Annotated in this window: 21 protein-coding genes; 10 read left to right on the forward strand and 11 right to left on the reverse strand. The window is 66.5% G+C overall.

Translation table 11 applies throughout. The annotated features are described in order from the left end of the window. Positions 1-69: 69 nt before the first annotated feature. Positions 70-525 (reverse strand): Lrp/AsnC family transcriptional regulator, encoded by a 456-nt coding sequence (locus ACFRAU_RS18665; protein WP_307098179.1) that lies wholly within the window; start codon positions 523-525, stop codon positions 70-72. A gap of 104 nt (positions 526-629) precedes the next feature. Here ACFRAU_RS18665 and ACFRAU_RS18670 point away from each other — a divergent pair, with 104 nt between their 5' ends. Next, positions 630-1,277 carry a LysE family translocator gene (locus tag ACFRAU_RS18670; RefSeq protein WP_378001013.1) on the forward strand — a complete coding sequence of 216 codons (648 nt, stop codon included), beginning with the start codon at positions 630-632 and terminating at the stop codon, positions 1,275-1,277. Between the two features lie 32 nt (positions 1,278-1,309). On the opposite strand, the gene ACFRAU_RS18675 is transcribed toward ACFRAU_RS18670, so the two are convergent. The 5 genes from ACFRAU_RS18675 to ACFRAU_RS18695 form a co-directional block, all read right to left on the reverse strand. Next, entirely contained in the window at positions 1,310-1,669 is a 360-nt protein-coding gene (locus tag ACFRAU_RS18675) for a YybH family protein (RefSeq protein ID WP_378001014.1), read from the reverse strand. Positions 1,670-1,728: 59 nt separating this feature from the next. Further along, positions 1,729-2,691 carry a hypothetical protein gene (locus ACFRAU_RS18680; protein ID WP_377995031.1) on the reverse strand — a complete coding sequence of 321 codons (963 nt, stop codon included), beginning with the start codon at positions 2,689-2,691 and terminating at the stop codon, positions 1,729-1,731. A 26-nt stretch (positions 2,692-2,717) separates the two neighbouring features. Then, positions 2,718-3,221 carry a DUF456 domain-containing protein gene (locus ACFRAU_RS18685; protein WP_378001015.1) on the reverse strand — a complete coding sequence of 168 codons (504 nt, stop codon included), beginning with the start codon at positions 3,219-3,221 and terminating at the stop codon, positions 2,718-2,720. Between the two features lie 132 nt (positions 3,222-3,353). Beyond that, entirely contained in the window at positions 3,354-4,565 is a 1,212-nt protein-coding gene (locus ACFRAU_RS18690) for an NADP-dependent malic enzyme (RefSeq protein ID WP_377995033.1), read from the reverse strand. 291 nt (positions 4,566-4,856) lie between these two features. Further along, positions 4,857-5,438, reverse strand: a complete 582-nt coding sequence (locus ACFRAU_RS18695; protein ID WP_378001016.1) for a TetR/AcrR family transcriptional regulator — start codon at positions 5,436-5,438, stop codon at positions 4,857-4,859. Between the two features lie 316 nt (positions 5,439-5,754). On the opposite strand from ACFRAU_RS18695, the gene ACFRAU_RS18700 reads away from it, so the two are divergent. Continuing rightward, positions 5,755-8,019, forward strand: coding sequence for an FG-GAP-like repeat-containing protein (locus ACFRAU_RS18700; protein ID WP_378001017.1), 2,265 nt, complete (start codon positions 5,755-5,757; stop codon positions 8,017-8,019). A gap of 19 nt (positions 8,020-8,038) precedes the next feature. Here ACFRAU_RS18700 and ACFRAU_RS18705 read toward each other — a convergent pair whose 3' ends face one another. Beyond that, positions 8,039-9,340 (reverse strand): MFS transporter, encoded by a 1,302-nt coding sequence (locus ACFRAU_RS18705; RefSeq protein WP_378001018.1) that lies wholly within the window; start codon positions 9,338-9,340, stop codon positions 8,039-8,041. A gap of 89 nt (positions 9,341-9,429) precedes the next feature. On the opposite strand from ACFRAU_RS18705, the gene rraA reads away from it, so the two are divergent. From rraA to ACFRAU_RS18720, 3 genes are all read left to right on the forward strand, one after another. After that, the gene (gene rraA / locus ACFRAU_RS18710) at positions 9,430-9,918 is read left to right on the forward strand and encodes a ribonuclease E activity regulator RraA (RefSeq protein WP_378001019.1); all 489 of its coding nucleotides are present in this window, start codon (positions 9,430-9,432) and stop codon (positions 9,916-9,918) included. 209 nt (positions 9,919-10,127) lie between these two features. Beyond that, positions 10,128-11,780 carry an MDR family MFS transporter gene (locus ACFRAU_RS18715; protein ID WP_378001020.1) on the forward strand — a complete coding sequence of 551 codons (1,653 nt, stop codon included), beginning with the start codon at positions 10,128-10,130 and terminating at the stop codon, positions 11,778-11,780. A 327-nt stretch (positions 11,781-12,107) separates the two neighbouring features. After that, the gene (locus tag ACFRAU_RS18720) at positions 12,108-13,544 is read left to right on the forward strand and encodes a sugar porter family MFS transporter (protein ID WP_377995039.1); all 1,437 of its coding nucleotides are present in this window, start codon (positions 12,108-12,110) and stop codon (positions 13,542-13,544) included. Between the two features lie 49 nt (positions 13,545-13,593). Here the strand turns inward: ACFRAU_RS18720 and ACFRAU_RS18725 are convergent, their stop codons facing one another. From ACFRAU_RS18725 to ACFRAU_RS18735, 3 genes are read right to left on the reverse strand one after another with little or no spacing between them, the layout of a single operon-like run. Next, on the reverse strand, positions 13,594-14,820 hold the full coding sequence (locus tag ACFRAU_RS18725) for an MFS transporter (RefSeq protein ID WP_378001021.1): 1,227 nt from the start codon (positions 14,818-14,820) through the stop codon (positions 13,594-13,596). 44 nt (positions 14,821-14,864) lie between these two features. Beyond that, positions 14,865-15,308, reverse strand: a complete 444-nt coding sequence (locus tag ACFRAU_RS18730) for a MarR family winged helix-turn-helix transcriptional regulator (protein WP_378001022.1) — start codon at positions 15,306-15,308, stop codon at positions 14,865-14,867. Between the two features lie 33 nt (positions 15,309-15,341). Next, the gene (locus tag ACFRAU_RS18735) at positions 15,342-16,370 is read right to left on the reverse strand and encodes a LacI family DNA-binding transcriptional regulator (protein ID WP_378001023.1); all 1,029 of its coding nucleotides are present in this window, start codon (positions 16,368-16,370) and stop codon (positions 15,342-15,344) included. A 207-nt stretch (positions 16,371-16,577) separates the two neighbouring features. On the opposite strand from ACFRAU_RS18735, the gene ACFRAU_RS18740 reads away from it, so the two are divergent. The 4 genes from ACFRAU_RS18740 (at position 16,578) to ACFRAU_RS18755 (ending at position 22,397) form a co-directional block, all read left to right on the forward strand. Next, positions 16,578-17,897, forward strand: a complete 1,320-nt coding sequence (locus ACFRAU_RS18740; protein WP_378001024.1) for an ABC transporter substrate-binding protein — start codon at positions 16,578-16,580, stop codon at positions 17,895-17,897. Between the two features lie 64 nt (positions 17,898-17,961). Further along, entirely contained in the window at positions 17,962-18,891 is a 930-nt protein-coding gene (locus tag ACFRAU_RS18745; RefSeq protein ID WP_378001025.1) for a carbohydrate ABC transporter permease, read from the forward strand. Continuing rightward, positions 18,888-19,718, forward strand: a complete 831-nt coding sequence (locus ACFRAU_RS18750; protein ID WP_378001026.1) for a carbohydrate ABC transporter permease — start codon at positions 18,888-18,890, stop codon at positions 19,716-19,718. Before ACFRAU_RS18745 ends, ACFRAU_RS18750 begins: the two co-directional genes overlap by 4 nt. 96 nt (positions 19,719-19,814) lie before the next feature. Beyond that, entirely contained in the window at positions 19,815-22,397 is a 2,583-nt protein-coding gene (locus ACFRAU_RS18755) for a family 78 glycoside hydrolase catalytic domain (RefSeq protein WP_378001027.1), read from the forward strand. Between the two features lie 11 nt (positions 22,398-22,408). Here ACFRAU_RS18755 and ACFRAU_RS18760 read toward each other — a convergent pair whose 3' ends face one another. Continuing rightward, positions 22,409-22,792, reverse strand: coding sequence for a winged helix-turn-helix transcriptional regulator (locus ACFRAU_RS18760; RefSeq protein WP_377995047.1), 384 nt, complete (start codon positions 22,790-22,792; stop codon positions 22,409-22,411). A gap of 96 nt (positions 22,793-22,888) precedes the next feature. Here ACFRAU_RS18760 and ACFRAU_RS18765 point away from each other — a divergent pair, with 96 nt between their 5' ends. Further along, positions 22,889-23,761: an SDR family oxidoreductase gene (locus ACFRAU_RS18765; protein WP_378001034.1), complete on the forward strand. Its 873-nt coding sequence runs from the start codon at positions 22,889-22,891 to the stop codon at positions 23,759-23,761. Positions 23,762-24,064: the final 303 nt, after the last annotated feature.

Consider the following 24,064-nt stretch of genomic DNA (forward strand, 5'->3'; position numbering starts at 1 on the left):
TGTTCGTTCGCGCTGTTGGTTAAGTTCGCGCTGTTGATTAAGGATGTACGACGGCGGGCGGCCGGCTGGTCAGACGGGCGGGCCTGCGTTGGACTTCAGGTTCTTCATCACCAGGGTCGAGGTCAGCCGTTCCACGCCCGGAAGGACTGTCAGTTCGCTGTCGTAGAAGCGCTGGTAGGAGGGCAGGTCAGCTGCGATGACCTTGAGCAGGTAGTCCGGGGAACCGAACAGCCGCTGCGCCTCCACGATGTTCGGGTTCTCCGCCACCCGGTTCTCAAAGATCTCCATGGTGGGGCGGTCAACCTGCCGCAGGGTCACGAACACAATCGCCTCAAACCCGAGCCCGACGGCGGCCGGATCGATGTCCGCTTTGTAGCCGCGGATCACGCCGGACTGCTCGAGGTCGCGGAGCCGCCGGTGACAGGGCGCCACGGTCAGCCCCACCTTGGCGGCCAGCGCCGTGGCAGTCATTCTGCCGTCTTCTTTGAGGTGGCGCAAAATACTTCTGTCGATATGGTCAATCACGCAAAAATCTTACTCCAGCAGCCGCGATCCGCGCGAAATTTGAGAGCACATCTGGCGCCATTTTGCCTAGGCTTTTCTTACCGCCAAACACGCAGGAGCCCGCCATGAATCCCCAGCTTTTCCTCGCCTTCATCGTGGTTGCGGCCGCCCTCGCCTGCACCCCGGGAGTGGACTGGGCCTATTCCATCACGGCCGGTCTCGGCCGCCGCAGTTTCGTCCCCGCCGTCGCGGGGCTGTGCAGCGGCTACGTGCTGCACACCGTCCTCATGGTGGCCGGGCTCGCCGCCGTGCTGGCGAGCATGCCGGGCCTGCTGGGCTGGATCACGGTAGCCGGCGCGGTCTACCTGCTGTGGCTGGGAACCGTCACCATCAGGTCATGGCGCGGCGCCAGCTTCACGGCTGCGGCCGCCGTCGGGAATGCGGGACAGAACCAGCTCAGGTCCTTCCTTCAGGGCATGGGGACCAGCGGCATCAACCCCAAGGGGCTGCTGTTCTTCCTGGCCCTGGTGCCGCAGTTCGTCAGTGCCGACGCGCCGCTGCCGGTGCCGGTGCAGTCCGGCCTGCTGGGCCTCACGTTCGTGCTGCTGGCGGCGCTCGTGTACACCTGCGTTGCCCTGCTCTCGCGGAGACTGCTGCAGTCCCGGCCGAACGCCGCCCGCAGGGTCACGCTGACCAGCGGAATCATTATGGTGGTCCTCGGTGTCGCCCTGCTCTCGGAACAGCTGCTTCCGGCCCTCAGCAGATTTGCCTAGGAGCCAGCCCGGAAGCCGGCCCCGCGGCAGGCTCAGACCTTGCGCTCCATGAACCACTCAGTGAAGCCCGACGCCCGCCCGCCGGGATCGAGCCGGACCACCCACAGGTTCTCGTAGCTCGGGCGGTCATCAAGGTACGTGGTGCGGCCCTGCACGAACGCGAGGTCGCCGTCGGATCCCAGCAGGGACCATTCGAACCTCCAGTCCCCGGGCTGGTCCGCCGAGCCGATCCAGCGCTCCACGATCTGTGCCCGGCCGCGCCACGGGTCGGGGTCGTAGGGCCTCGTGGCGTACACGGCCTCCTCGGTGAAGAGCGCCCCGATGTCCTCGGGGTCGTTGGTGGTCCACGCTGCGATGTACCTGTCCATCCACTGCCTGATTGCGTCAGTCATGGGTCCGTTGTATCGCGGCCCTGTACTGCCCACAAGGGCCGGGCGTCCACAGGAGAGCCTCAGTCGCCGCCGAACTGCTTCCATTTCTGTTCCCACGCCCGGCGCGCCTCGATGTCCTTCCGGATGACGTCGAACGTTTCGAGCTCCGCCTGCCGGCCGCGCTGCCAGTCCCGCGGGTTGAGGGACTTCCGTCCGTTGTCCAGCAGGATCAGGGCACGGTCGGTCAGGGCGTCGTTGCGCAGGGACATGCTGGTCTTCTGCCGCCGCAGGACCTCCTTGAGCGCCTGCTGGGCCTGGCTGTAGGCGCCGAGCCGGCGGAGGGAGCGCGCCCGCACCAGGAGCAGTGCCGCGGAGAGGTCATCGGCGTTCAGCAGGCCTTCCGTCCAGACCACCACTTCCTGGTCCCGGCCCAGGGCGGCGGCCAGTGCGCATCTCGCCAGTGCGGTGGGCAACGACGGCGGCAGCCTGACCAGCGTTTCAAAAGCCGCCTCGGTCTGCCCCGTTTCCCGGAGCGAGTGGGAGAGGGCAAGGAACACCGACTCCTCGCTGAAGAGCACGGGCACCACGATCCGTTCGGCCACCTCCACCCGGGTGACCACCCGGGTCAGGTAACTGGCGGCGAACTGGTTCGCCTCGTCGTCGTTCCTGACGGAAAGCCCGCGCTGCAGCAGCTCCGCGGCCCGCAGGTAGCCGCCCTGCTTGTAGGCGAGGAGACCGGCCAGCACGCAACAGAGGCCGGCCCAGCCGGGATAGGCGCGGCCGGCGGCGATGAGCCCGTTGGGGTCGGTGTTGGAGAAGACGGCGTCGTAAACGGTCCTGGCAGCCTTGCCCGGCAGCAGCTTGAGCCGCGGGACGCTGCCGTCCACGCTGATCCGGGAGTCCCCGCCGCCGAGCATTCCGTGGATAAGCCCGCCCACGCCCTCGGCCATTTCGCGCACCGGGGTGCGGACCGTGCCGCCGCCGAAGGGGGTGAGGTCGCGCGTGTCGCGGTAGATCGGTCCTGAAAACTCCCCCGCGCTCATTCCTCCATGCTAATGGCGGCCCGGAATTAAGCCGAAGCGGCGCCCACCCACACGCCCACCACCCAGGTGCTGGCCGCGAGGCAGGCCAGGCCGAACTCCACGAGCATTCCCAGACCGGTGGCCTTCAGGGCCGCCCAACTGGAGGTCAGCGCTGCCCGGAAGTTGCGCGTGCGCTGGACTTCGCTGAGCAGCAGCCCGACGGCGAAGCCCACGAACAGGCCCACCACCGGAATGACGAACATGCCGGCGATGCCCAGCACAACCCCCAGAGCGACGCTCCGGTTTGGAATCCGGTGCTCCTTCAGTTTGCGGCCGGCGAGGACGGCGCTGGCCGCCATCCCTGCCAGCACAAACATCATGCCCACGGCAAAAACCACCCAGCCAGTCACGCCCTCTCCGCCCCAGATGGCCCACGCCAGCAGGCTCAGCCCGATCAGGAAGCTGCCCGGCAGGACGGGGATCACGGTGCCGGCAACGCCAATCAGGATGGCCAAGCCGCACAGGACGGTCACAAGGGTCTGGGCGTTCATGCCCCCAGTCTAGGATCCGGGCGGTCTGCGGCTGGAGTGCCGGTCCGGCGGTGCGGTCCACGGTGCGGACTTTGCCGGGAACGACGACGGCGGTGCCTCCCCAGCACGGGAGGCACCGCCGTCGGACTTCAGTTAGCCCTGGTTGGCTTCCGCGGCAACTGCCGCGGCAACCGCGGCAGTGACGGCCGGCGCAACGCGCGGGTCCAGCGGGCTTGGCACAATGTAGGACGCGGACAGCTTGTCATCGGCCAGCTCGGCAATGGCGCGGGCCGCGGCAACCTTCATCGCAGGGGTGATGCGGCGGGCCCCGGCGTCCAGAGCACCGCGGAAGATGCCGGGGAACGCCAGGACGTTGTTGATCTGGTTGGGGAAGTCGCTGCGGCCGGTGGCCACCACCGCGGCGTACTTGGACGCGACCTCGGGCAGGACTTCGGGGTCCGGGTTGGACAGTGCGAACACGATGGAGCTGTGGTTCATCAGCTTCAGGTGCTCCTCGTCCAGCTTGGAGGAGGACACCCCAACGAAGACGTCCGCGCCCAGGAGGGCTTCCCCGGGGCCGCCTGAGATGCCGCGCGGGTTGCTGCGCTGTGCCATCTGGGCCTTCTTGCTGGCGGGGTCGGCGGCGATGTCGGCACGCTCGGAGTTGATCACGCCGCGCGAATCAAGCAGCACCACGTCGTCGATGCCGGCGGTGAGGAGGATTTCCGCGATGGCGATGCCTGCGGCGCCTGCACCGGAGATCACCACGCGGAGTTCCTCGAGCCCGCGGCCGGTGACCTTGGCGGCACCGGTCAGCGCGGCGAGGACCACCACGGCGGTGCCGTGCTGGTCATCGTGCATAACGGGGCAGTCCAGGGCTTCAATGAGCTTTTCTTCCAGCTCGAAGCAGCGCGGGGCGGCGATGTCCTCGAGGTTGACGGCACCGAAGCTGGGGCGCAGCCGGACGAGGGTCTCCACGATCTCGTCCACGTCGGTGGTGTTAAGGACCAGCGGGATCGAGTCCAGCTCGCCGAAGGCCTTGAAGAGGGCGGACTTGCCCTCCATGACGGGCAGTGAGGCGCTGGCGCCAATGTTTCCCAGGCCAAGGACGGCGGTGCCGTCGCTGACGACGGCCACGAGGCGCTGCGCCCAGGTGTGGCTCTTGGCGAGTTCCGGGTCAGCGTGGATGGCCCGGCTGACCTGGGCAACGCCGGGTGTGTAGGCGATCGAGAGGTCGCGCTTGTTGTTCAGGGGAACGGTGCTGGCAATGGAAAGCTTGCCGCCCTCGTGGGCAGCGAAAATTTCCTGGTCGGTCAGCTCTGCGGCTGCGCTGGTGTCATTCGGAGCGATAGTTTCAGTGGACACGTCGTTGTCTCCTGTGGCTAGCCGTGGGCAAACGGCACAGTATGGCTCAAGCATTCGAGGCTCAAGATGGTCAGATACGCGCTTCAGCTGACGGCCCAAGGGTGGCGGGTCCCGTCAGAAAGCCCGTGGAGCTGCTGGGTGCTGGCCACTCCGCTGATGCCATGTTAGACAGGACAAAGGCCCACTTAATGCCACTTGGGGCCCGCTGGTCCGGATAGCGCGCGTTTAAAGCTGATTTGTGGGTTATTTCACCGTTTGTGCGGCTTTTATTACTCGACTGGTCTAGACCGGTTACGCGGTATTCCGCGCGAGACGGGCTGCCGGCATCAGCAGGGTACACGCCTTCTTCAGGTCTTCCTCCGCCTCAAACAGCGAAAGCCTGCGGCAGCGCACCGACTGGACTAGACCGGTGACGGTCAGCAACACAACCCGGGCCACGGCCGCGTCCCCGCACACGGCGGTGACGGCGCGTTCCGCCAGGGAGTCGATATCCCGCAGCAGGCCGGTGGTGTCCCGGTCCTTGAGGTAAACGCCCTGGCTGAGGCACTGTTCCACGGCGGGCTGCATGACGCGCATGTGGAAGATTTCCATCGCCACACCGGAGAGTGCATGGATACGGACGGCGCCCGGCCCGGTCCCTGTTTTGAACTCGCCGAGCTGGTGCCGGTAGAGGGCAAGCATCAGGTGGGTGGCGGAGGGAAAGTAACGGTAAAGAGTGCCGAGGGGGACATTGGCCTGTGCCGCTACCTCGGAAAGGGTGACGGACTTGAGGCCCTTCCGCGCGAAGCCGGCAGCCACCTCCAGAATCCGGTTGTAGCGGCGCTGCTGCCGGGGAAGGGTAGGCGGGGCGGCCATGGGCGGAAGATCAGGCATTAAGTCAAGCATCATCAGTCCGGAGGTTGAGATTCCTGGTGCAGTCAGGAAAGAGCCCCATTCCCGGTCCTGCCGCGATTCGCACTCCAGTATATGGCACCGATCCCGGGTGCTTCCTGAGAGCGGGTGCCGGCGCCGGCTGGGTTCCCCTGAGAGCCCAGCATGCTGCAGGGTGCCATGCAAAGGGTGCGGAGCCGGAAAATCCCGAAATGTCGCTACCGCGGAGTAGTCTCATCTCACTGGTCTTGTCCGGCCGTTTCGGTTCGGGCCGTTTTCTGGTCAATTGGGGGAAATTTTGGGGTCTCTTGCTGCTGTCATGTCTCCGGCCTGCGCGCGAGTTTGCGCGGACGCGGGCGCGACGTTCCGCCGGGGCCTGGGGTTCCTTGTCGCGTTTGCCATGGTGGCGCTCCTGCTGGTTCCAGCGTCGCCTGCCGTGGCCGCTGACGAGCCTGCCCTGCTGTCCTTCGAGCGGACATCGCCGGCGGTGCTCGAGGCCGGCGGCACGGTCAGTTTCAGCTTCACCACGTCGGTGCCGGTTAAGGGCATTCAGGTCGAACTGAAAGACCTGGCCGGCAGGGAGTACGCCAGATGGTTGGGTTCTGAGGGCGTCCTTTCCGGAGCGGTGACGCTGGTGGCGGCCGCCGACGCATGGCCCAGCGGGCAAGTGCAAGTCAGCGCTATCGGCCTTGACCTCGTTTCCGGGATCGACCAGTGGTACTACCGCGACGGCAGGACCGTCCCGGCGGGCCTGACTCTTGCGCCTTCGTTCGGTTCCCTGGCCCTGCGGGACTTTGAGATCGCGAATCCGCAGCTCATCTTCGAGGATCCCCGGCTGACACATCTGGGTATGGCAACGGAGGGGCCTCTCACACCGGGGCAGACCGCGAGCGTGAACTTTTCATTGGCCCAGGGCGCCAAGGAAGTGCTGTTTGTGTACGCGAGCTCCGTGGACACCTCCCAGCAGGTGTTGACCTGGCAGGGAACGGCGTCCCGCGGTCCCCTCAGCGCCACCGCTTCAGCCCCGGTCACGCAGGCCTGGACGCCCGGAGGATATGAAATCGACTACGTGCGGGTGATCTACCTCGGGGGCCGCGGAGTCACCCACTACTTCCGCGACGGCAAAGTTTCGCGGATTCCTGCGACTGTGCCGGTACCGTCAGCGGCACTCGCGTCTCTCACCGGCGGCAACTTCATTGTCAGCAATCCGGCGAAGGCCCTCAAGGCCATGCACAACACCGCTCCGCCCAAGGTCACCGGTCCTACCACGACAGATACCCGTCTGTCTGCCGAACCGGGGATTTGGGACGCTGACACTCCCGAAAGCTTCACCTACCAGTGGCTGCGCAACGGAGTCGCCGTTCCGGGAGCCACGTACAGCGATTACAACTACAACAGTTCTGTCGACGGCGGTACGAAAATGTCGGTGCGGGTCACCGTCAGGGCCCCCGGCTACCAGCCTGCAACAGCAACCAGCGCCGCCGTCGGTCCCCTGCCGCGCTACATCGAAGCACAGCCGCCGGAAGTCGTCGGGGATTCTTCTGTCGGAGGCACGGTGCGCGTTGTTCCCGGCTATTCACGTGTCATCCCCGCTGGCGGCAGCCCCTCATACTCCTACGTCTGGAAGCGCAACGGCGCTCCGATCCCCGGTGCAACCCGGGGAAGCTACGTCCTGGTGCCAGCCGATAAGAGCAAAACCATTACCGTCGACCTGACCGTGGCCTACGATCCCCTCAGCAAAATCAAGGTGGCCGGAAAGCTGCGCACTGTCGTCGCCAACAAGCCGAAGGCTCGCGGGTTCAACGCGGACGGCACCACGGACTTCTTCGCCCGGGACACCGCCGGCAACCTGTATCTCTACCCAACCAACGGCAAGGGCAACTGGCTGCCGCGGCAGAAGGTCGGCGTCGGCTGGAGCGGGTTCGACAAGCTGATGGCCACCGGTGACTTCAACGGTGACCTCAACAATGACGTGATGGCCCGCGACCGTTCGGGGCGGCTGTTCCTGTACCCCGGCAACGGAAAGGGCGGCTGGCTGAAAAGGAGCCAGGTGGGTGTCGGTTGGGGCGGCTTCAAGGACGTCATCGCGCCCGGCGACTTCACCGGGGACGGCAACAACGACATCATCGCGCGTGATGCATCCAACCGGATCTGGCTTTACCCGGGCAACGGCCGCGGCGGCTGGCTGGCCAAGTCGGTCATCGACACGGGCTGGGGCGAGATGAATCCGATCGCGGCCTCTGCCAAGTTCTCGGGTACCAACGAGGTTGACATCATCGGACGCGACAGCTTCGGTTACCTGCGGCTCTTCCCCGGCAACGGCAAGGGGCAGTTTGCTCTCGACGCGCCGGCCTTCCACTTCCAGATCGGGCAGGGCTGGGGCGGCGTACGCCGGTTCGATGCCGCCGGAGATTTCAACGGCGACGGCGACGAGGACATCTGGGGAATCAATGGCGCCGGGGCCCTCACCATGTACTACGGCAACGGCCGATATGTTTCCACGCATGGCCTGGACCACAGCTCAGGATTCAAGGGGAAGGCGGTCGTCGGCACCGGGTGGGGCGGCTTCACGGCCGTGTTCTAGACGCCCGGGTGGGTAAGGACTAGTCGACGCCCTTGATCTTCACCACGAACACTGCTCCCAAAAGGCCGATCACGGCGGCGGCTACGTAGAGGGACACGTAGCCGCCCCAGAGGGTGACGAACGGCCACGCCAGCACGGGGGCGATCACCTGCGGCAGGGAGTTGGCGATGTTGATGACGCCAAGATCCTTGCCCCTGTCGGAAGCGTTGGGGAGCACCTGGGTAATGAGGGCGAAGTCAACGGCGAGGTAGGCGCCGAACCCGATGCCCAGAACGCTGGCTCCCACGATGCCGCCCACCCAGGTGGGGGCGAAGGCGAGGATCAGCGAGGCCAGCGCGATGATTGCGGACGATGCGATCACCAGCGGCTTGCGTTTGCCCATCCTGTCACTGAGCCTGCCGCCCACCACGCTGGTGATGATCACGAATACAGCGTAGAGACCGGTCAGCACCAGCACGCCGAAGGCGGGTTCGAGGCCGGTGGTCTCCTTCAGGTGCACTGCGTCTGCCAGAAAGAAGATCAGGTACAGGGTGACCATGTGGTTGCCGATATTGACCAGCAGCCGGGTGATCCAGGCCCAGGCGAAGTCGGGGTGCCTAAGCGGCCTGATGAACCCAAGCAGGAAGCCGGCCCAGTTCATCGGCCGGGCAGCCCCGGCGGGGAGGGGGTCGTCGTCGCTCTTGACCAGGTACATCACGACGCCCGCCACGAGGGCCGCCGCACAGACAATGTAACCCAGCACGAAGTTTCCGCTGACGACGGAGGCAATCACCGCGCCGGCGAGGATCCCGGCGGTCTGCCCCATCGCCGCCAGGCCGCCGACGGTAGCGCGCTGGGGGACGGGAACACGGTCGGGAACGGCGGCAGTGATCGCGGCGTAGGCGCCGTTGCAGCCGGCCTGGACCACGCACCAAAGCAACGTCATCACTGCGACGTTCGGTGCGCCCGCCAGCCCCACCAGCCCGGCCGCGCCAAGGACGGCGCCGGCCAGCACCCACGGCACACGCCGGCCGAACCGGGACGCCGTGCGGTCGCTGAAGGCGCCAAAGAGCGGGTTGGCCACCAGCGACACCGCGGCACCGGCACCCGTGACGAGGGCGAGGATGGCTTCCTTCTGTCCGGGGTCGAAATGTTCCGCCTGCTGTGCGAGGAGCACCTGGATGGGGCCGAAGAACGCGGCATTGATGCCGAAGTTGACCAGCACCACGCCTGTGATCCAGAGGGACCTGACCTGCGCCGTCGGTTCAGCGGGCGCGGCGGACTGCCGGGTGCCCGCCAGGCCGGGGTCGGGTACCGCGCCGGGTATGTCGGACAGGCTCATAGCGGTCTCCCCCTGGAACATCGTGATGATGGAATCAGACTATCGTGGGAGCCAAGAGCCGGACCCGATTCCAGAGCCGAGGAGAACCAATGACCGCTTCGCCTGCCAATGCCGCCGTCAACACCGCCGACCTCTACGACGAGCGCGGCGACGAGCTGGACTCCATCGCCCTGCAGTTCCAGTCCCTGGGCGGCCGCACTCATTTCAGCGGCCCGGTCCGGACCGTTCGCTGCCTGGAGGACAACGCCCTCGTCAAGGCCGTCCTCGCCACACCCGGCAACGGCGCCGTCCTGGTCGTCGACGGCGCCGGCTCGTTGCGGACCGCGCTGATGGGGGACCTGATCGCGGCGAGCGCCGTGGCAAACGGCTGGGCCGGCGTCGTAATTAACGGCGCCATCCGCGACCGCGAGGCCATCGCGGAACTGCCCCTCGGCGTCAAAGCCCTGGGCAGCAATCCGCGCAAGAGCGCCAAGGCCGGCGCGGGAGAGACTGACGTGGACCTGCTGATCGACGGCGTGACCATCCGCACCGGTGCCGCGATCTGGTGCGACCCGGACGGAATCCTCATCGAGCGCTGAGGTACGCGCGGCCAAGCGTGAGATCTCGGCGCTTCGGTGCAATCTAAGCGCCGAGATCTCACCCCTCGGTCCACGCTGGCCCACCAAACCGGCCGGCACGAGGCAGCCGCAAAAAGATTCCGTTGCTCCGGGGAACAAAGCAGCAAGTAACATAGTTACTGAAAGCAACTATCAAATGCGATCCCCTTTCTCTTGACCCTGGAGCAGCCATGTCCAAAACCACCGCAGGACCCGCGCCCGGAGAGGCCCTGACGCAGCGGCAGACCATCACCGTCATGGTGGGGCTGATGCTCGGCATGTTCCTGTCCTCGCTGGACCAGACCATCGTTTCCACCTCCATCTACACCATCGCCAACGACCTCGACGGGCTGTCCCTGCAGGCGTGGGCCACCACCGCGTACCTCATTACGTCCACCGTCACCACACCGCTGTACGGCAAGCTCAGCGACATCTTCGGCCGCCGCCCGCTCTACCTCGCGGCGATCATCATCTTCCTGGCCGGCTCACTGTATGCGGGCTCGGTGCACTCGATGACGGAACTGGCCATCGCCCGCGGCATCCAGGGCATGGGCGCCGGCGGCCTGCTGGCACTGGCGCTGACCATCATCGGCGACATCGTCCCGCTCAAGGACCGGGCCAAGTTCCAGGGCTACTTCATGTCCGTGTTCGGCATCTCCTCGGTGCTGGGCCCGGTGGTGGGCGGCGCCTTCGCCGGTTCGGAGAGCATCCTCGGCTTCGACGGCTGGCGCTGGGTCTTCTTCATCAACCTGCCCATCGGGCTGGCCGCCCTGGCCGTGGTGTTCCTCTACCTCCACCTGCCCGCCAAGCACGTCAAGCAGCGGATCGACTACTGGGGCGCCGCCGCCATCACCCTGGCGATCGTGCCGCTCCTGCTCGTCGCCGAACAGGGCCGCAGCTGGGGCTGGACCTCGGCTAACTCCTTCATCTGCTACGGCCTGGGCGTCCTCGGCATCGTTGCATTCCTGCTGGCCGAACGCCGCGCCGGCGACTACGCGCTCATCCCGCTGCGCCTCTTCCGGAACGTCACCTTCGGGCTGTCCTCGCTGCTGAACTTCATCATCGGCATCGGCATGTTCGGCGCCATCGCCATGCTGCCCATGTACCTGCAGCTGGTCAAGGGCCTCACCCCCACCGAAGCCGGCCTGATGATGATCACGTTCACCATCGGCATCCTGACCGGTTCCATTACCGCCGGACGCACCATCTCGTCGTCGGGCACCTTCCGGATCTTCCCGATCCTCGGCACGGCCATCCTGACCACCGCCGCCATCGTCATGGGGCTGTCGCTTGGCGCCGACACCGAACTCTGGGTCCCCGGACTCATCGCGGTCTTCTTCGGCCTGGGCCTGGGCTTCTGCATGCAGCCGCTCACCCTCGCGATGCAGGTCTCGGTGCCCTCGAAGGACATGGGCGTGGGCACCTCCACTGCCGCGTTCTTCCGCTCCATGGGCGGCGCGGTGGGCACTGCGGTGTTCATCTCCATGCTCTTCAGCCTGGCCGCGGACAAGATCGCCAACGGCACGAAGGACGCCATGCAGAGCGCCGACTACGTCAAGGTCCTCCAGGACCCGGCCGTCGCTGCCGATCCCGCCAACGCCAAGCTCTACGACTTCTTCAAGAACGGCGCCAGCAACGACTCCCTGAACGACACCAGCTGGCTGCACTCGGCGAACCCGGTGCTCACCCGGCCCATCACCGAGGGATTTGCCCAGTCGATCGACGCTGTCATGCTCACCGCGGCCGTCCTCACCGGCATCGCCTTCCTCATCAGCTTCGCGCTGCCGAAGAAGAAACTGACGGACCCCAAGGCAGTCATGAAGGAGCCCGCGGCCGCCCACTAAGGGATTCCCCCGCAGCTGCGTCACGGCAGGCACCCTTTCGGGGTGCCTGCCGTTTTGTTTCGGCGGATGTCCGGGCTTTCTGTGCCCCGGGAGGACCAAAAAGCGGTGCCCCGTGACGGCGCTTTCCGTACAACTCCCGCCTGGGGCGCCCCAACGGACGGACGACGACGGCGGGAGCGCCCGCCGTCGTCGTCCTCCGTCCCGGAGTGGATCAGCGGGCGGTGACGTGGCACACTGTTAGGCGCGTGTGCGCCGGCCGGCAGGGCCGGTTTCCGCAGCCGACGACGTTTGCACCGCATCCACCCACCCCCGAACCAAGGGAGAACCATGTCCACCGACAAGCAGACAACCGCGAAGATCCCCAAGCGGGTGATCTGGCTGGCGCTTGCCGGCGCCGTGGGCGGCTTCCTGTTCGGCTTCGACTCCTCCGTGGTCAACGGCGCCGTGGATGCCATGAAGGACGAATTCAAGCTTGGTGAAGCCGTCACCGGCTTCGCCGTGGCCGTGGCACTGCTGGGGTGCGCCGCCGGCGCCTACCTGGCCGGCAAGGTGGCGGACCGCTACGGCCGCATTCCGGCGATGAAGCTGGGGGCGCTGCTGTTCCTCATCAGCGCGATCGGCACCGGCTTCTGCTTCAGCGTCTGGGACCTCATTTTCTGGCGCCTGGTGGGCGGGCTCGGCATCGGCCTGGCCTCGGTGATTGCGCCGGCCTACATCTCCGAAATCTCGCCACGCCACGTCCGCGGCCGGCTCGCGTCGCTGCAGCAGCTGGCCATCACCACGGGTATCTTCGCCGCCCTGCTCTCCGACGCCCTGTTCGCCACGTCTGCCGGCGGGGCGCACCAGGCATTCTGGCTGGGCATCGAGGCCTGGCGCTGGATGTTTCTGGCCGCCGCCGTTCCGGCCGTGCTGTACGGCGTCATCGCTTTCACGCTGCCCGAGTCCCCGCGCTTCCTGGTGGTCCAGGGCAAGGAGGACCTGGCCCGGAAGGTCTTCGACTCCATCGCCCCGGATGAGGACACCGACCGCCACCTGCGCGAGATCCGCGAGGCGATCGAAGAGGACCAGCTCGCGGGCCGGAAGGGCTCCCTCCGCGGCAAGGCCTTCGGGCTGCAGGCTGTGGTGTGGATCGGCATCACCCTGTCCGTGCTGCAGCAGTTCGTGGGCATCAACGTGATCTTCTACTACTCCACCACGCTCTGGAAGGCCGTCGGCTTCCAGGAGAAGGACTCGCTAACCATCTCGGTGGCCACGTCCATTACCAACATCCTGGTCACGCTCGTGGCCATCGCCCTCGTGGACAGGATCGGCCGCCGCCCCATCCTGCTGGCCGGCTCCATCGGCATGGCCGTTTCCCTCGGCGCCATGGCCCTGGCCTTCGCCTCGGCCACGGGCACCGGCTCCGACATCGCGCTCCCGGGCGCCTGGGGCCCCGTCGCCCTGGTGGCCGCGAACGTGTTCGTGATCAGCTTCGGCGCATCCTGGGGACCGCTGGTGTGGGTGCTGCTGGGCGAGATCTTCCCTGCGCGGATCCGCGCCCGCGCCCTGGGCCTGTCCGCCGCGGCCCAGTGGATCGCCAACTTCGCCATCACGCTGAGTTTCCCCGTGATGGCCGCAGGATCGCTGCCGCTGACGTACGCCATGTACGCACTCTTCGCGGCAGCTTCATTCTTCTTCGTCTTGTACAAGGTGCCGGAGACGAATGGCATGTCGCTCGAACAGGCTGAGACCCTGTTTGTTCCGAAGGGGTCCGTGAAGGTCTGATTCCCGGCCCTGCTCCGCGCGGCTACCTTCCCGAGAGCGTCGGTGCGGCTCAGACCACGTGCGGTTCGTGGGCGGCGAGGTAGCGCCGCCCGCCGGCCACCACGGCCATGGCGACAACCATGGCCGCCGCGCCGGCGAAGAACGGCACCTGCGGCCCGAAGTGCTCGCCTAACTGCGCCGCGGCAAAGGGCGCCAGGGCGCCGCCCATCCAGCGCACGAAGTTGTACCCCGCCGAGGCCACCGGGCGCGGCGAATCCGAGACGCCCATGGCGAGTTCGGTGTAAATGGTGTTGTTGATGCCCAGCAGCGCCCCGGAGACCACCACGAGCGTAACGACGGCGGGCACGGAATGGCCCGCGGCCAGCCCGAGGCCGGCAAGGTCCAGCATCAGCAGGAACAGAGTCCCGAGGAGCACTTTCGTGGCACCGAAGCGGTTCTGCAGCGGCGGGGCCACGAAGACCGAAAATACGGCGACGGCGACGCCCCAGCCAAAGAACACCCCGCCGATGCCGTAGGCGTCCATGCCAAGGATGAACGGGGTAAAGGCGAGCACGGTGAAAAAGCCGTAGTTGTAGAACAGGCCGCTGGCCGCCGTCGTCCGCAGTCCCTTGTTGCCCAGGGCGCGCAGCGGATCGGCCAGGCTTACCTTCCGGGCGGGCAACGGGGTCTTCGGGAGCAGCGCGGTGAGCGCGATGAAGGCGGCCGCCATCAGCGCGGCCGTGCCGAAGAACGGTGCCCGCCACTGCCAGCCCCCGAGGAGGGCGCCGAGGAGCGGCCCCAGCGAGATGCCCAGGCCAAGGGCGGCCTCGTAGAGGATGATCGCCGTGCCCGCGCCGCCGCTGGCCACACCGACAATGACGGCGAGCGCGGTGGCCACGAAGAGTGCGTTGCCGAGCCCCCATCCCGCCCGGAAACCGACCAGTTCACCGACGCTGCCGGACAGGCCGGAGAGGGAGGAAAACACCACGATCACGGCCAGCCCGGCCAGCAGGGTGCGCTTGCCGCCGATCCGCGACGAGATGAAGCCGGTGAGGAGCATGGCCACGGCTGTGATCAGGAAATAGCTGGTGAACAGCAGTGAGACCTGGCTGGGGCTGGCGTCCAGGTTCTTGGCGATGGCCGGCAGGATGGGGTCCACCAGGCCGATGCCCATGAACGCGAACACTGCCGCCAGCGCCGTGGCCCAGACGGCCTTGGACTGTTTGAGGAATGAGGCCTTCTCTGCCTCGAGGGTGGATTCTGGTGCCGGCAGGGTGTCTGCGAGCTGGCCGTCCATGGAGGGAACTCCTAAGTGTCGCTGAATGAGTCTGGGTTCGCTTGTCAGTTTTGAAGCGTGCTGTTGATCTTTTCGATGACCGGGAGGGCGGCCGCGAGGGCACGCCTGTCGTCATCGGTGAGGGACTCGAGAATGCCGGCCATGACGGCGTTCCGCCGCCGGTTGGCGGATTCGACGGCGTCGCGGCCTTCCGCGGTCAGTACGACGCGGACGGCGCGGGAATCGTCCGGATCCGCTTCCCGTCGGGCCAGTCCTGCCCGCTCGAGCTTGATGATCTGTTCGGTGGCGCTGGGCACCTTGACGCCGAGGTTCCTGGCGATCTCGCCCACCCGGACGCCGTCGTCGAGCAGCATTTTGAGGGTGCCCAGCTGGGCGGCGCTGAGTTCACCGTCCGCATCGAGGCGGCGGACCAGGTACACGCTGTGCCGCAGTGCCTCGCGGAAGTCCTGGGCAAGCTCCTGCAGCTCCGGGGCGTTCTTTGATTCCATACTTAGGTATCCTAATAGTTAGGACACCTAAATTCAAGAGGCGGGGACGCGCGCGGTGGTGCGCCGGACGACGAGGCTCGGCGCCACGACCGTCGAAACCGCCTCCCGCCGGCCCTGAATGCGTTCCACGAGCAGCCTGGCCGCCAGCGAGCCCATTTCGACGCCGGACTGGTCCACGCTGGTGAGGGCCACCTGCGGCAGTGACGCAGAGAAGACGTTGTCGTAGCCCACCACGGAGAACTCCTCGGGCACCTTGACGCCCGCCTCATAGAGTCCGGTGAGTACGCCGAGGGCGGCCATGTCGGTGCCGGCATGCACGGCCGTCGGCGGGTGCGGCCGCTGCAGCATCAGCTCCGCCGCGTGCTGCCCGCCGGCCTGGTGCCACCGGCCTTCGATGACGTCGATTTCACCGCCCAGCCCATTGCGGACCATCGCGTCGATGTATCCCTGGGCGCGCACCACCTGCGGCATGCCGTCCTCATTGTTCTCCCGGCCGACGTGCTTCAGATGCGAAATGCGGCGGTGGCCGAGCGCCGCGAGATGGTCCACGATCAGGGCACTGCCCGCCACGTCATCACTGGCCACCGTGTCATAGGATCCCCCCGGGCCGTGGCGGCCAAGAACGACCATGGGCGTGGTGCGGCCTATTTCTTCGAGATCCTCCGCCGTGCCGAAGGGCGCGATGAGCAGGAGCCCGTCCATTTTCCGGTCAAGCATGGCCTCGATCATCTGCCTCTGCTGGCTGAGTCCGCGGCTCGCTTCACCGATGAACACCTGATACCCGCTGACCTCAGCCTCGGCCCGGATGCCCTCAATCAGCACCGACATGAAGGTGTTCTGCAGGTCCACCACGAACACGCCCAAGGTAAAGCTGCTGCCGCGCATGCCGCGGGCCAGCGCGGACGGCCGGTAGCCCAGAGCCGCCATCGAGGCATCGACGCGGGCTTTCATTGTCTCGCTGACGCCATACGCCCCGCGGAGCACCTTCGAGACCGCCGCCCTTGAGACTCCGGCATGCAGGGCAACATCGCTGATGGTTGCCCGCTTGACCTGCTCGGACATGAATCCCCCTCCGGTGCGCACCTGCCCCTTTTTAAGAAATTGTAGACTGATCTACACAAATCCCTTGCCCTCGCCTGTGACATGCCTTACAGTGATTTTGGACGTAGACCGATCTACACAAATAACCGCCCCGCTGGCCGCATGCACGTGGAACATTTCTTGAAACGTTCCACACCAGGTAGGCCCGGGCTTTACGAGGAGGTAAAGATGACCACATCGAGCAGGCGGCCCTGGGCGTCCCTGGCCGTAGGCGTGACTGCACTCGCCGTGGCACTGACAGGCTGCGCAGGGGGAAGCAGCAGCGCCGGTGGCGGGGAATCCAAGACCATCACGTGGCTGGTCGACAACACGGAAAACACCGTCACTTACGCGGAGCAGATTGCCAAGGACTTCAACGCTGCGAACCCGAACATAAAGGTCGAGGTCGAGACCCGCCCCCAGGGCGGGGAGGGCGACAACATCGTCAAGACCCGTCTCTCCACCGGCGACATGGCCGACGTGTTCTCCTACAACTCCGGCTCCCTGTTCCACCAGATCAGCCCGGAGCAGAACCTGGTGCCCGTGACCGGCGAGCCCTACATGGCCAACGTCTCCGATTCCTTCAAGCCCGTGGTGACCGCGGGCAAGGAGGTCTACGGCGTGCCGGTGGGCACCGGCAACGCCGGCGCAGTGCTCTACAACAAGAAGGTCTACGAGAAGCTTGGCCTGTCCGTGCCCAAGACGTGGGCCCAGTTCATGGCCAACAGCCGGAAGATCAAGGACGCCGGCATCGCCCCGATCATCCAGACCTACCAGACCACCTGGACCTCCCAGCTGTTCGTCCTGGGCGACTTCGCCAATGTTGCCAAGGCGGATCCGAATTTCGCCGCCGATTACACGGCGAACAAGGCCAAGTACGCCACCGATGCCGCAGCCATCAAGGGCTTCGAGCACCAGGAAGAGGCGGCCAAGGCCGGCCTGTTCAACGACGACTTCGCTTCCGCCACCTACGCCCAGGGCCTGGAAAAGCTGGCTAACGGCGAGGGCGCGCAGTATCCGATCCTGAGTTTCGCGCTGCCGGAGATCAAGGTGACCTTCCCGGACAAGCTCAACGACATCGGACTGTTCCCACTTCCCGGCGAGGATGCCGCCAAGAACGCCCTCACCGTCTGGCTTCCGGGCGGCGTCTACATCCCGAAGTCCACGAAGAACCTTGAGGAGGCCAAGAAGCTCCAGGCCTTCATCGCCAGCAAAGCCGGCTGCGACTCCCAGACCAAGGCCGTCGGAGCCAACGGCCCCTACCTCGTCAAGGGCTGCGATCTCCCCTCGGACGTTCCCGCGGCAGTGAAGGACATGCTCCCCTACTTCGAGGACTCGTCCAAGAACAGCCCGGCACTGGAGTACCTCTCCCCGGTCAAGGGCCCCGCCCTGGAGCAGATCACCGTTGAGGTGGGCTCCGGAATCCGCTCCGCCAAGGACGCGGCTGCCCTCTACGACGAGGACGTCAAGAAGCAGGCCAAGCAGCTCAACCTGCCCGGCTGGAACTAACCTCAAAACCCACTCCGCCGTCCGGGCCGCGCGCCGGCCCGGACGGCACCGACGGAGACACACCATGACAATCAAGACAGCTGCCCCTGCGCCTGCCGCCGTTGCGCGGCGGGCCGAGCACCAGCCCCGCCGCCGCAAGGGCAAGTCCCCGTACCCGTACTGGTTCTATCTTCCGGCCGCGGTGGTCTACACCGCACTGTTCCTGGTCCCGACCTTCGCGTCCTTCTTCTTCAGCTTCACCCGCTGGACCCTCACCGACTTCACGTTCATCGGCCTTGACAACTTCGTCCAGTTCTTCCAGGAGCCCGCGCTTCTGAAGGGCCTGACCAACACGTTCATCTACGGCGCGGTGACCTCCACCCTCAAAGTGGTCCTGGGCATGCTCCTGGCTGTACTGCTGACCTCGCAGATCATCGCCCGCGGCTACCTCAGGTCGGTCATCTTCTTCCCCGTCCTGCTGAGCAGCATCGGCGTGGGCATCGTCTTCACCGTGCTGATGGACCCGTCCAAAGGCATGATTAACCAGGCCCTGGCAGCCGTCGGGATCGAAGGGCCGGCCTGGCTTGTCGACCCTGCATGGGCCCTGCTGTCCGTCGCGCTGGTCGACGTCTGGAAGGGTGTGGGCCTCGCCACCGTCATCTACATCGCGGGCATCGTGTCCATTCCGCAGGAATACTTCGAAGCGGCCAAGATGGACGGCGCCAGCTCCGCCAAGAGCTTCTTCAACATCACCCTTCCCCTGGCGCGCCCGGCCACGGCGACCGTCATCATCCTCTCCCTCATCGGCGGGCTCCGGTCCTTCGACCTCATCTGGGCCATGACCAAGGGCGGCCCCGGCTTCACCTCCGACGTGATCGCCTCGGTCATCTTCAAGCAGTACCAGGCCGGCTTCTACGGCCTCTCCACAGCCGGCAACGTTGTGCTGTTCCTGATCGTCACCGCGATCATCCTGCCACTGTCCATGTTCCTGAACCGCAAGGAGGTCGAACAGTGACCACCGCATTCAAGCGCTACGGCCTGGGCGTCCTGGCCATCGCCGTCACCGTCGTCCTCTTCATCGTCCCGCTGGCGTTCATGGCACTCACCGCCGTGAAGGACCGCCGCGAGGCCGCCAAGCTGAACTTCGCCTGGCCCACCACCTTCAACTTTGTCGAGAACTTCCAGGACGTCCTCTCCGCGCGCAAGTTCATGCTCGTGACCGCCTTCATCAACAGCACCATCCTGACCGTTGCCAGCGTGACCATCCTGGTGATCCTGGCCGCCATGGTCGCCTGGATCCTGCAGCGCCGCCGCTCGCGCTGGAACGGCTTGGCGAACTTCCTCATCCTCTCCGGCCTGATCATCCCGCCCGCCGTGGTGCCCACCATCTGGGTGCTGCAAAGCATGGGGCTGTTCAAGACGCTCCCCGGCCTGATCCTGATCGAGGTGGCCTTCGGCCTCTCCTTCTGCGTGATGCTCTTCCGCGCCTTCATCGCCAGCATCCCGAAGGAACTGGACGAGGCCGCGGTCATCGACGGCTGCGGTCCGGTCCGGCTGTTCTTCCGGGTCATCTTCCCGCTGCTGCGCTCCGTCATCGTCACGGTGATCGTGGTCCAGTCGGTGCACATCTTCAACGACTTCCAGAATCCGCTGTACTTCCTCCCGGGAGACGCCAACGCCACGGTGCAGCTGACCCTGTTCAACTTCCAGAGCCAGTTCACCACCAGCTACAACCTGCTGTTCATGAACATCCTCCTCATCACCGTCCCGCCGTTCGTGATGTACCTGTTCTTCAACCGCCAGATCGTCGCCGGCATGACCGCGGGCGCCGTCAAGGGCTGACCGGCAGCCCGCCGGTCCGGGCCGCCGGCTTCGGCCGCCCACCACCGGATCACACACCAGCATTCGCCGTCAAAGGCATCAAAGGAGAGCATGCGCATGTCCACCACCGTCCGACCGGTGACCTTCGAACACCTTCCAACAGCCCTCGGCATCGGCACAGGCACCCCGCGCTTATCGTGGAAAACGAGCGCAGCGCCCGGCTGGACCCAGACCGCATACCAGCTCGCCGTCACCACCGCCGAGGGCAGCTGGCTGAGCGAACGGCTGGACTCCGCGGAGTCGGTGCTGCTTCCCTGGCCGGCAGCTCCGCTGGAATCCGGCGAGCGCGCCGAGGTGAGCGTGCGGGTCTGGGGCGAAGCGGACCAGGAGCCCAGCGACTGGAGCCCGGCCGCCGCCGTCGAACCCGGACTGATGTCCGGCACGGACTGGATTGCCCAGCCGGTCGCTCCGGCCTGGCCCGAGGACCCGGATTCGGACCGGCGGCCGCCGCTGCTGCGGAGGTCCTTCGCGCTGCACCGTCCGGTGGTTTCCGCGCGGCTCTACGCCACAGCCCACGGGCTGTATGAAATGGAGATCAACGGCGTTCGGGTTGGCACCGACGCCTTCTCGCCCGGGTGGACCGTCTACGGGCAGCGGCTGCGGTACTGCACCTATGACGTGACGGACCATCTCCGGCAGGGCGAGAACGCCCTGGGTGCCTGGCTGGCCGACGGCTGGTACCGCGGCCGGATCGGCTTCAACGGCGGCCACCGCAACCTGTACGGCGACAAGGTCGCCGTCCTTGCCCAGCTCCATGTGACGCACGACGACGGTTCCGTCACCGTGCTTGGCACGGACAGTGAGTGGAAAGCCTCCTTCGGCCCCATCCGGTTCACCGGCCTCTATGAGGGTGAAACGTACGACGCCCGCGAGCTGCCGGAAGCCTGGAACCGCCCGGGCTTCGACGACGCGGACTGGCAACCCGTCGTCGTCGTTCCCCGCGACCCGGCCACCCTCGTGGCACCGGAGGGGCCGCCGGTGCGGTGCACCGGCGAAATCCGCCCGGTGAGTGTCACCGAGTCGCCGTCGGGGAAGCTGGTGCTGGACTTCGGCCAGAACCTCGTGGGCCGGCTCCGCATCACCGTGCGCGGCGAGGCCGGAACAACTGTCACGCTGCGGCACGCCGAGGTCCTCCAGAACGGTGAGATCTACACCCGCCCGCTGCGGCTGGCGGACGCCACAGACCGCTACACGCTCGCGGGAGAAGCTGAGGAAACCTGGGAGCCGCGCTTCACCCTGCACGGCTTCCGCTACGCCGAGGTCAGCGGGTGGACCGGAGGGAACCCGGCCGAGAACATCGTGGCCAGGGTGTATCACACGGACATGGAGCGGACCGGCTGGTTTGAGAGCTCTGATCCTGAACTGAACCGGCTGCACGAGAACGTGCTGTGGAGCATGAAGGGCAACTTCGTGGACATCCCCACCGACTGCCCGCAGCGGGACGAACGGCTGGGATGGACCGGTGACATCCAGGTCTTCACGCCCACCGCGACCTTCCTCTATGACTGCTCCGGCATGCTGTCCTCCTGGCTGAAGGACGTCGCGGCCGAGCAGCTGCCCGACGGAACGGTCCCCTGGTATGTGCCAGTGATCCCGGGCGGCAACTACTGGACCCCAATCCGCCCCGGGGCGGTCTGGGGCGACGCCGCCGTCCTCACCCCCTGGAACCTGTACGAACGGTTCAACGACCCGAAGATCCTCGCTGACCAGTACGCGAGCGCCAAGGCCTGGGTGGATCTCCTGGACAGCCTGGCCGGGGACACGCATCTCTGGAACACGAGCTTCCAGCTCGGCGACTGGCTGGACCCAAGCGCGCCCCCGGAGGATCCCACCCAGGCAATGACGGATCCGAACATCGTGGCCACCGCGTACTTCGCATGGTCTGCCCTGCACCTTGCCAAGGCGGCCGGCGTCCTGGGCAAGGCCGACGACGAACTCCACTACCTGGAGCTTTCACGCGCCGTCGCCAGGGCCTTCGCCAACGAATACATCGGCCCCGACGGTCGGATGGCCAGCGATGCCCAGACGGCCTACGCCCTCGCCATCGTCTTCGGGCTGTTTCCGGATGACGAGCTGCAGCGGGCTGCCGGGCAGCGGCTGGCCAGCCTGGTCCGGGCCGCGGGCAACCGCATCGCCACCGGCTTCGCCGGCACTCCTGTAATTACCGATGCGCTCACCGTCACAGGGTCACTGGACGCCGCCTATGACCTGCTGCTGGAGAAGGAATGCCCGTCGTGGCTGTATGCCGTGAGCCAGGGCGGCACCACCATCTGGGAACGGTGGGATTCCATGCTCCCGGACGGAACGGTCAACCCCGGGGAGATGACGTCCTTCAACCACTACGCACTGGGCGCGGTGGCCGACTGGATGCACCGCACGGTAGCGGGCCTCGCACCGCTGGAACCGGGCTACCGCCGCATCCTGTTCCGGCCCCAGCCGGGCGGCGGGCTCACCTTCGCGAGCGCCAGCCACGAGACGCCGTACGGGCGGGCGTCGATTGAATGGCACAGCAACGACGGCGTGTACAGCGTGACACTTGAGGTTCCCACCGGCAGCACGGCACGCGTTGAGCTGCCGGGACGGGAACCGCACGACGTCGGGTCCGGCACCTTCGAATACACCGTGGCCCACACCGGCTAGGGCCCCGGGGCCTAGGAGCCCGCCGGGCGGTTCACGATCGCCTCCGCGTGTTCGGCAACCCAGGCGACCAGGGGCAGCATCAGGGCAGTCAGTTCCTCCCCGCGGCCGGTCAGGCTGTAGTCCACGCGGGGAGGAATGACGGGCTGGGCGTCGCGGCGGACGAACCCGTCGGCTTCGAGGGTCTTCAGCGTCTGGGCGAGCATCTTCTCGCTGATGCCCTCGGCCCGGCGGCGTAGTTCGCTCCAGCGCTGGGGACCCTCGGACAGGGAAACCAGCAGCAGCACGCCCCACTTGCTGGTGACGTGGTCCAGCACGGTCCGGCTGGGGCATCCCGCCGGGAAGATGCCGTCGGCGAAGGGAAATGCGGCGGCCTTGGCTGGGGTACTAACCTTCATGACAGTACCTTACCTGAAAGTGCGTACTCTCTTTTGGGAAGCATTACGGAATGAACGGGGTTGGCACCCATGACAGTCACCTCAGAAAGGACCATCATGACCATCGTCATCACCGGAGCCACCGGCCAGCTCGGCCGGCTCGTCGTCGAAGCCCTCCTTGAAAGCGGCCTGCCCGCGGGGCAGATCGTGGCCGCAGGCCGGACCGTGGACAGGATCGCCGACCTCGGCAAGCGCGGCGTCCAGGTCCGCAGCATCGATTACAGCCAGCCGGAGTCGCTGCGGCAGGCCTTCGCCGGCGCGGACAAGGTCCTGCTGGTTTCGGGCAGCGAGGTGGGCCAGCGCGTCGAGCAGCACCGGAACGCGATCAACGCAGCCAAGGAAGCCGGCGTCGGCCTGATCGGCTACACGAGCATCGCCAATGCGGACACCACCGCCATGCAGCTGGCCGCCGATCACCTGGCCACCGAAGAGATCCTCCGGGACTCCGGCGTCCCGTTCGTCCTGCTCCGCAACGGCTGGTACCTGGAGAACTACACCGGCCAGCTCCCGGTTCAGGTCCAGCACGGCGCCGTATTCGGCAGTGCGGGGGACGGCCGCGTCAGCGCCGCGGCCCGTGCCGACTATGCCGCGGCGGCAGCGGCCGTGCTGCTCCGGGACGACCAGGCCGGCAAGGTCTACGAGCTGGGCGGCGACCACGCCTTCACCCTCAGTGAGCTGGCGGGCGAAGTCAGCGCGGCGTCCGGCAAGCCGGTCACGTACACGGATCTGCCCGCGGAGAAGTACACCCAGGTGCTCGTGGAGGCCGGGCTGCCGGAACCCTACGCAGCCATCCTTGCGGACAGCGACCTCGGCATCGCCCGCGGCGATCTCCTGGTTACCAGTGGCGACCTCAGCGCCCTGCTCGGCCGCCCCACCACCCCACTGCGCGAGGCCGCCCAGGCGGCCGCCGTGAGCCTCCAGGCCGGCTAGCCACAACGCTTCCTCACCTCCCGCAGGTTTCCAGGCAACGCTTCCTCACCTCCCGCAGGTTTCCAGGCAACGCTTCCTCACTTGACGCAGGCAGGTCTCGGCGGCCTGTCTTGCCTGAAGTGAGGAAGCGTCGGGTAAAAACCGACAGGACCCGAGGAAGCGTCGCGTAAAACCCGACAGGACCCGAGGAAGCGTCGCGTAAAACCCGACAGGACCCGAGGAAGCGTCGCGTAAAACCCGACAGGACCTGAGGAAGCGTCTGAACGCAACCGTTAAACGCACGACGCCGGAACTCACCTTGAG

This window comes from Arthrobacter sp. NPDC056691 (genome assembly GCF_042791415.1).
Taxonomy (GTDB): Bacteria; Actinomycetota; Actinomycetes; order Actinomycetales; family Micrococcaceae; genus Arthrobacter.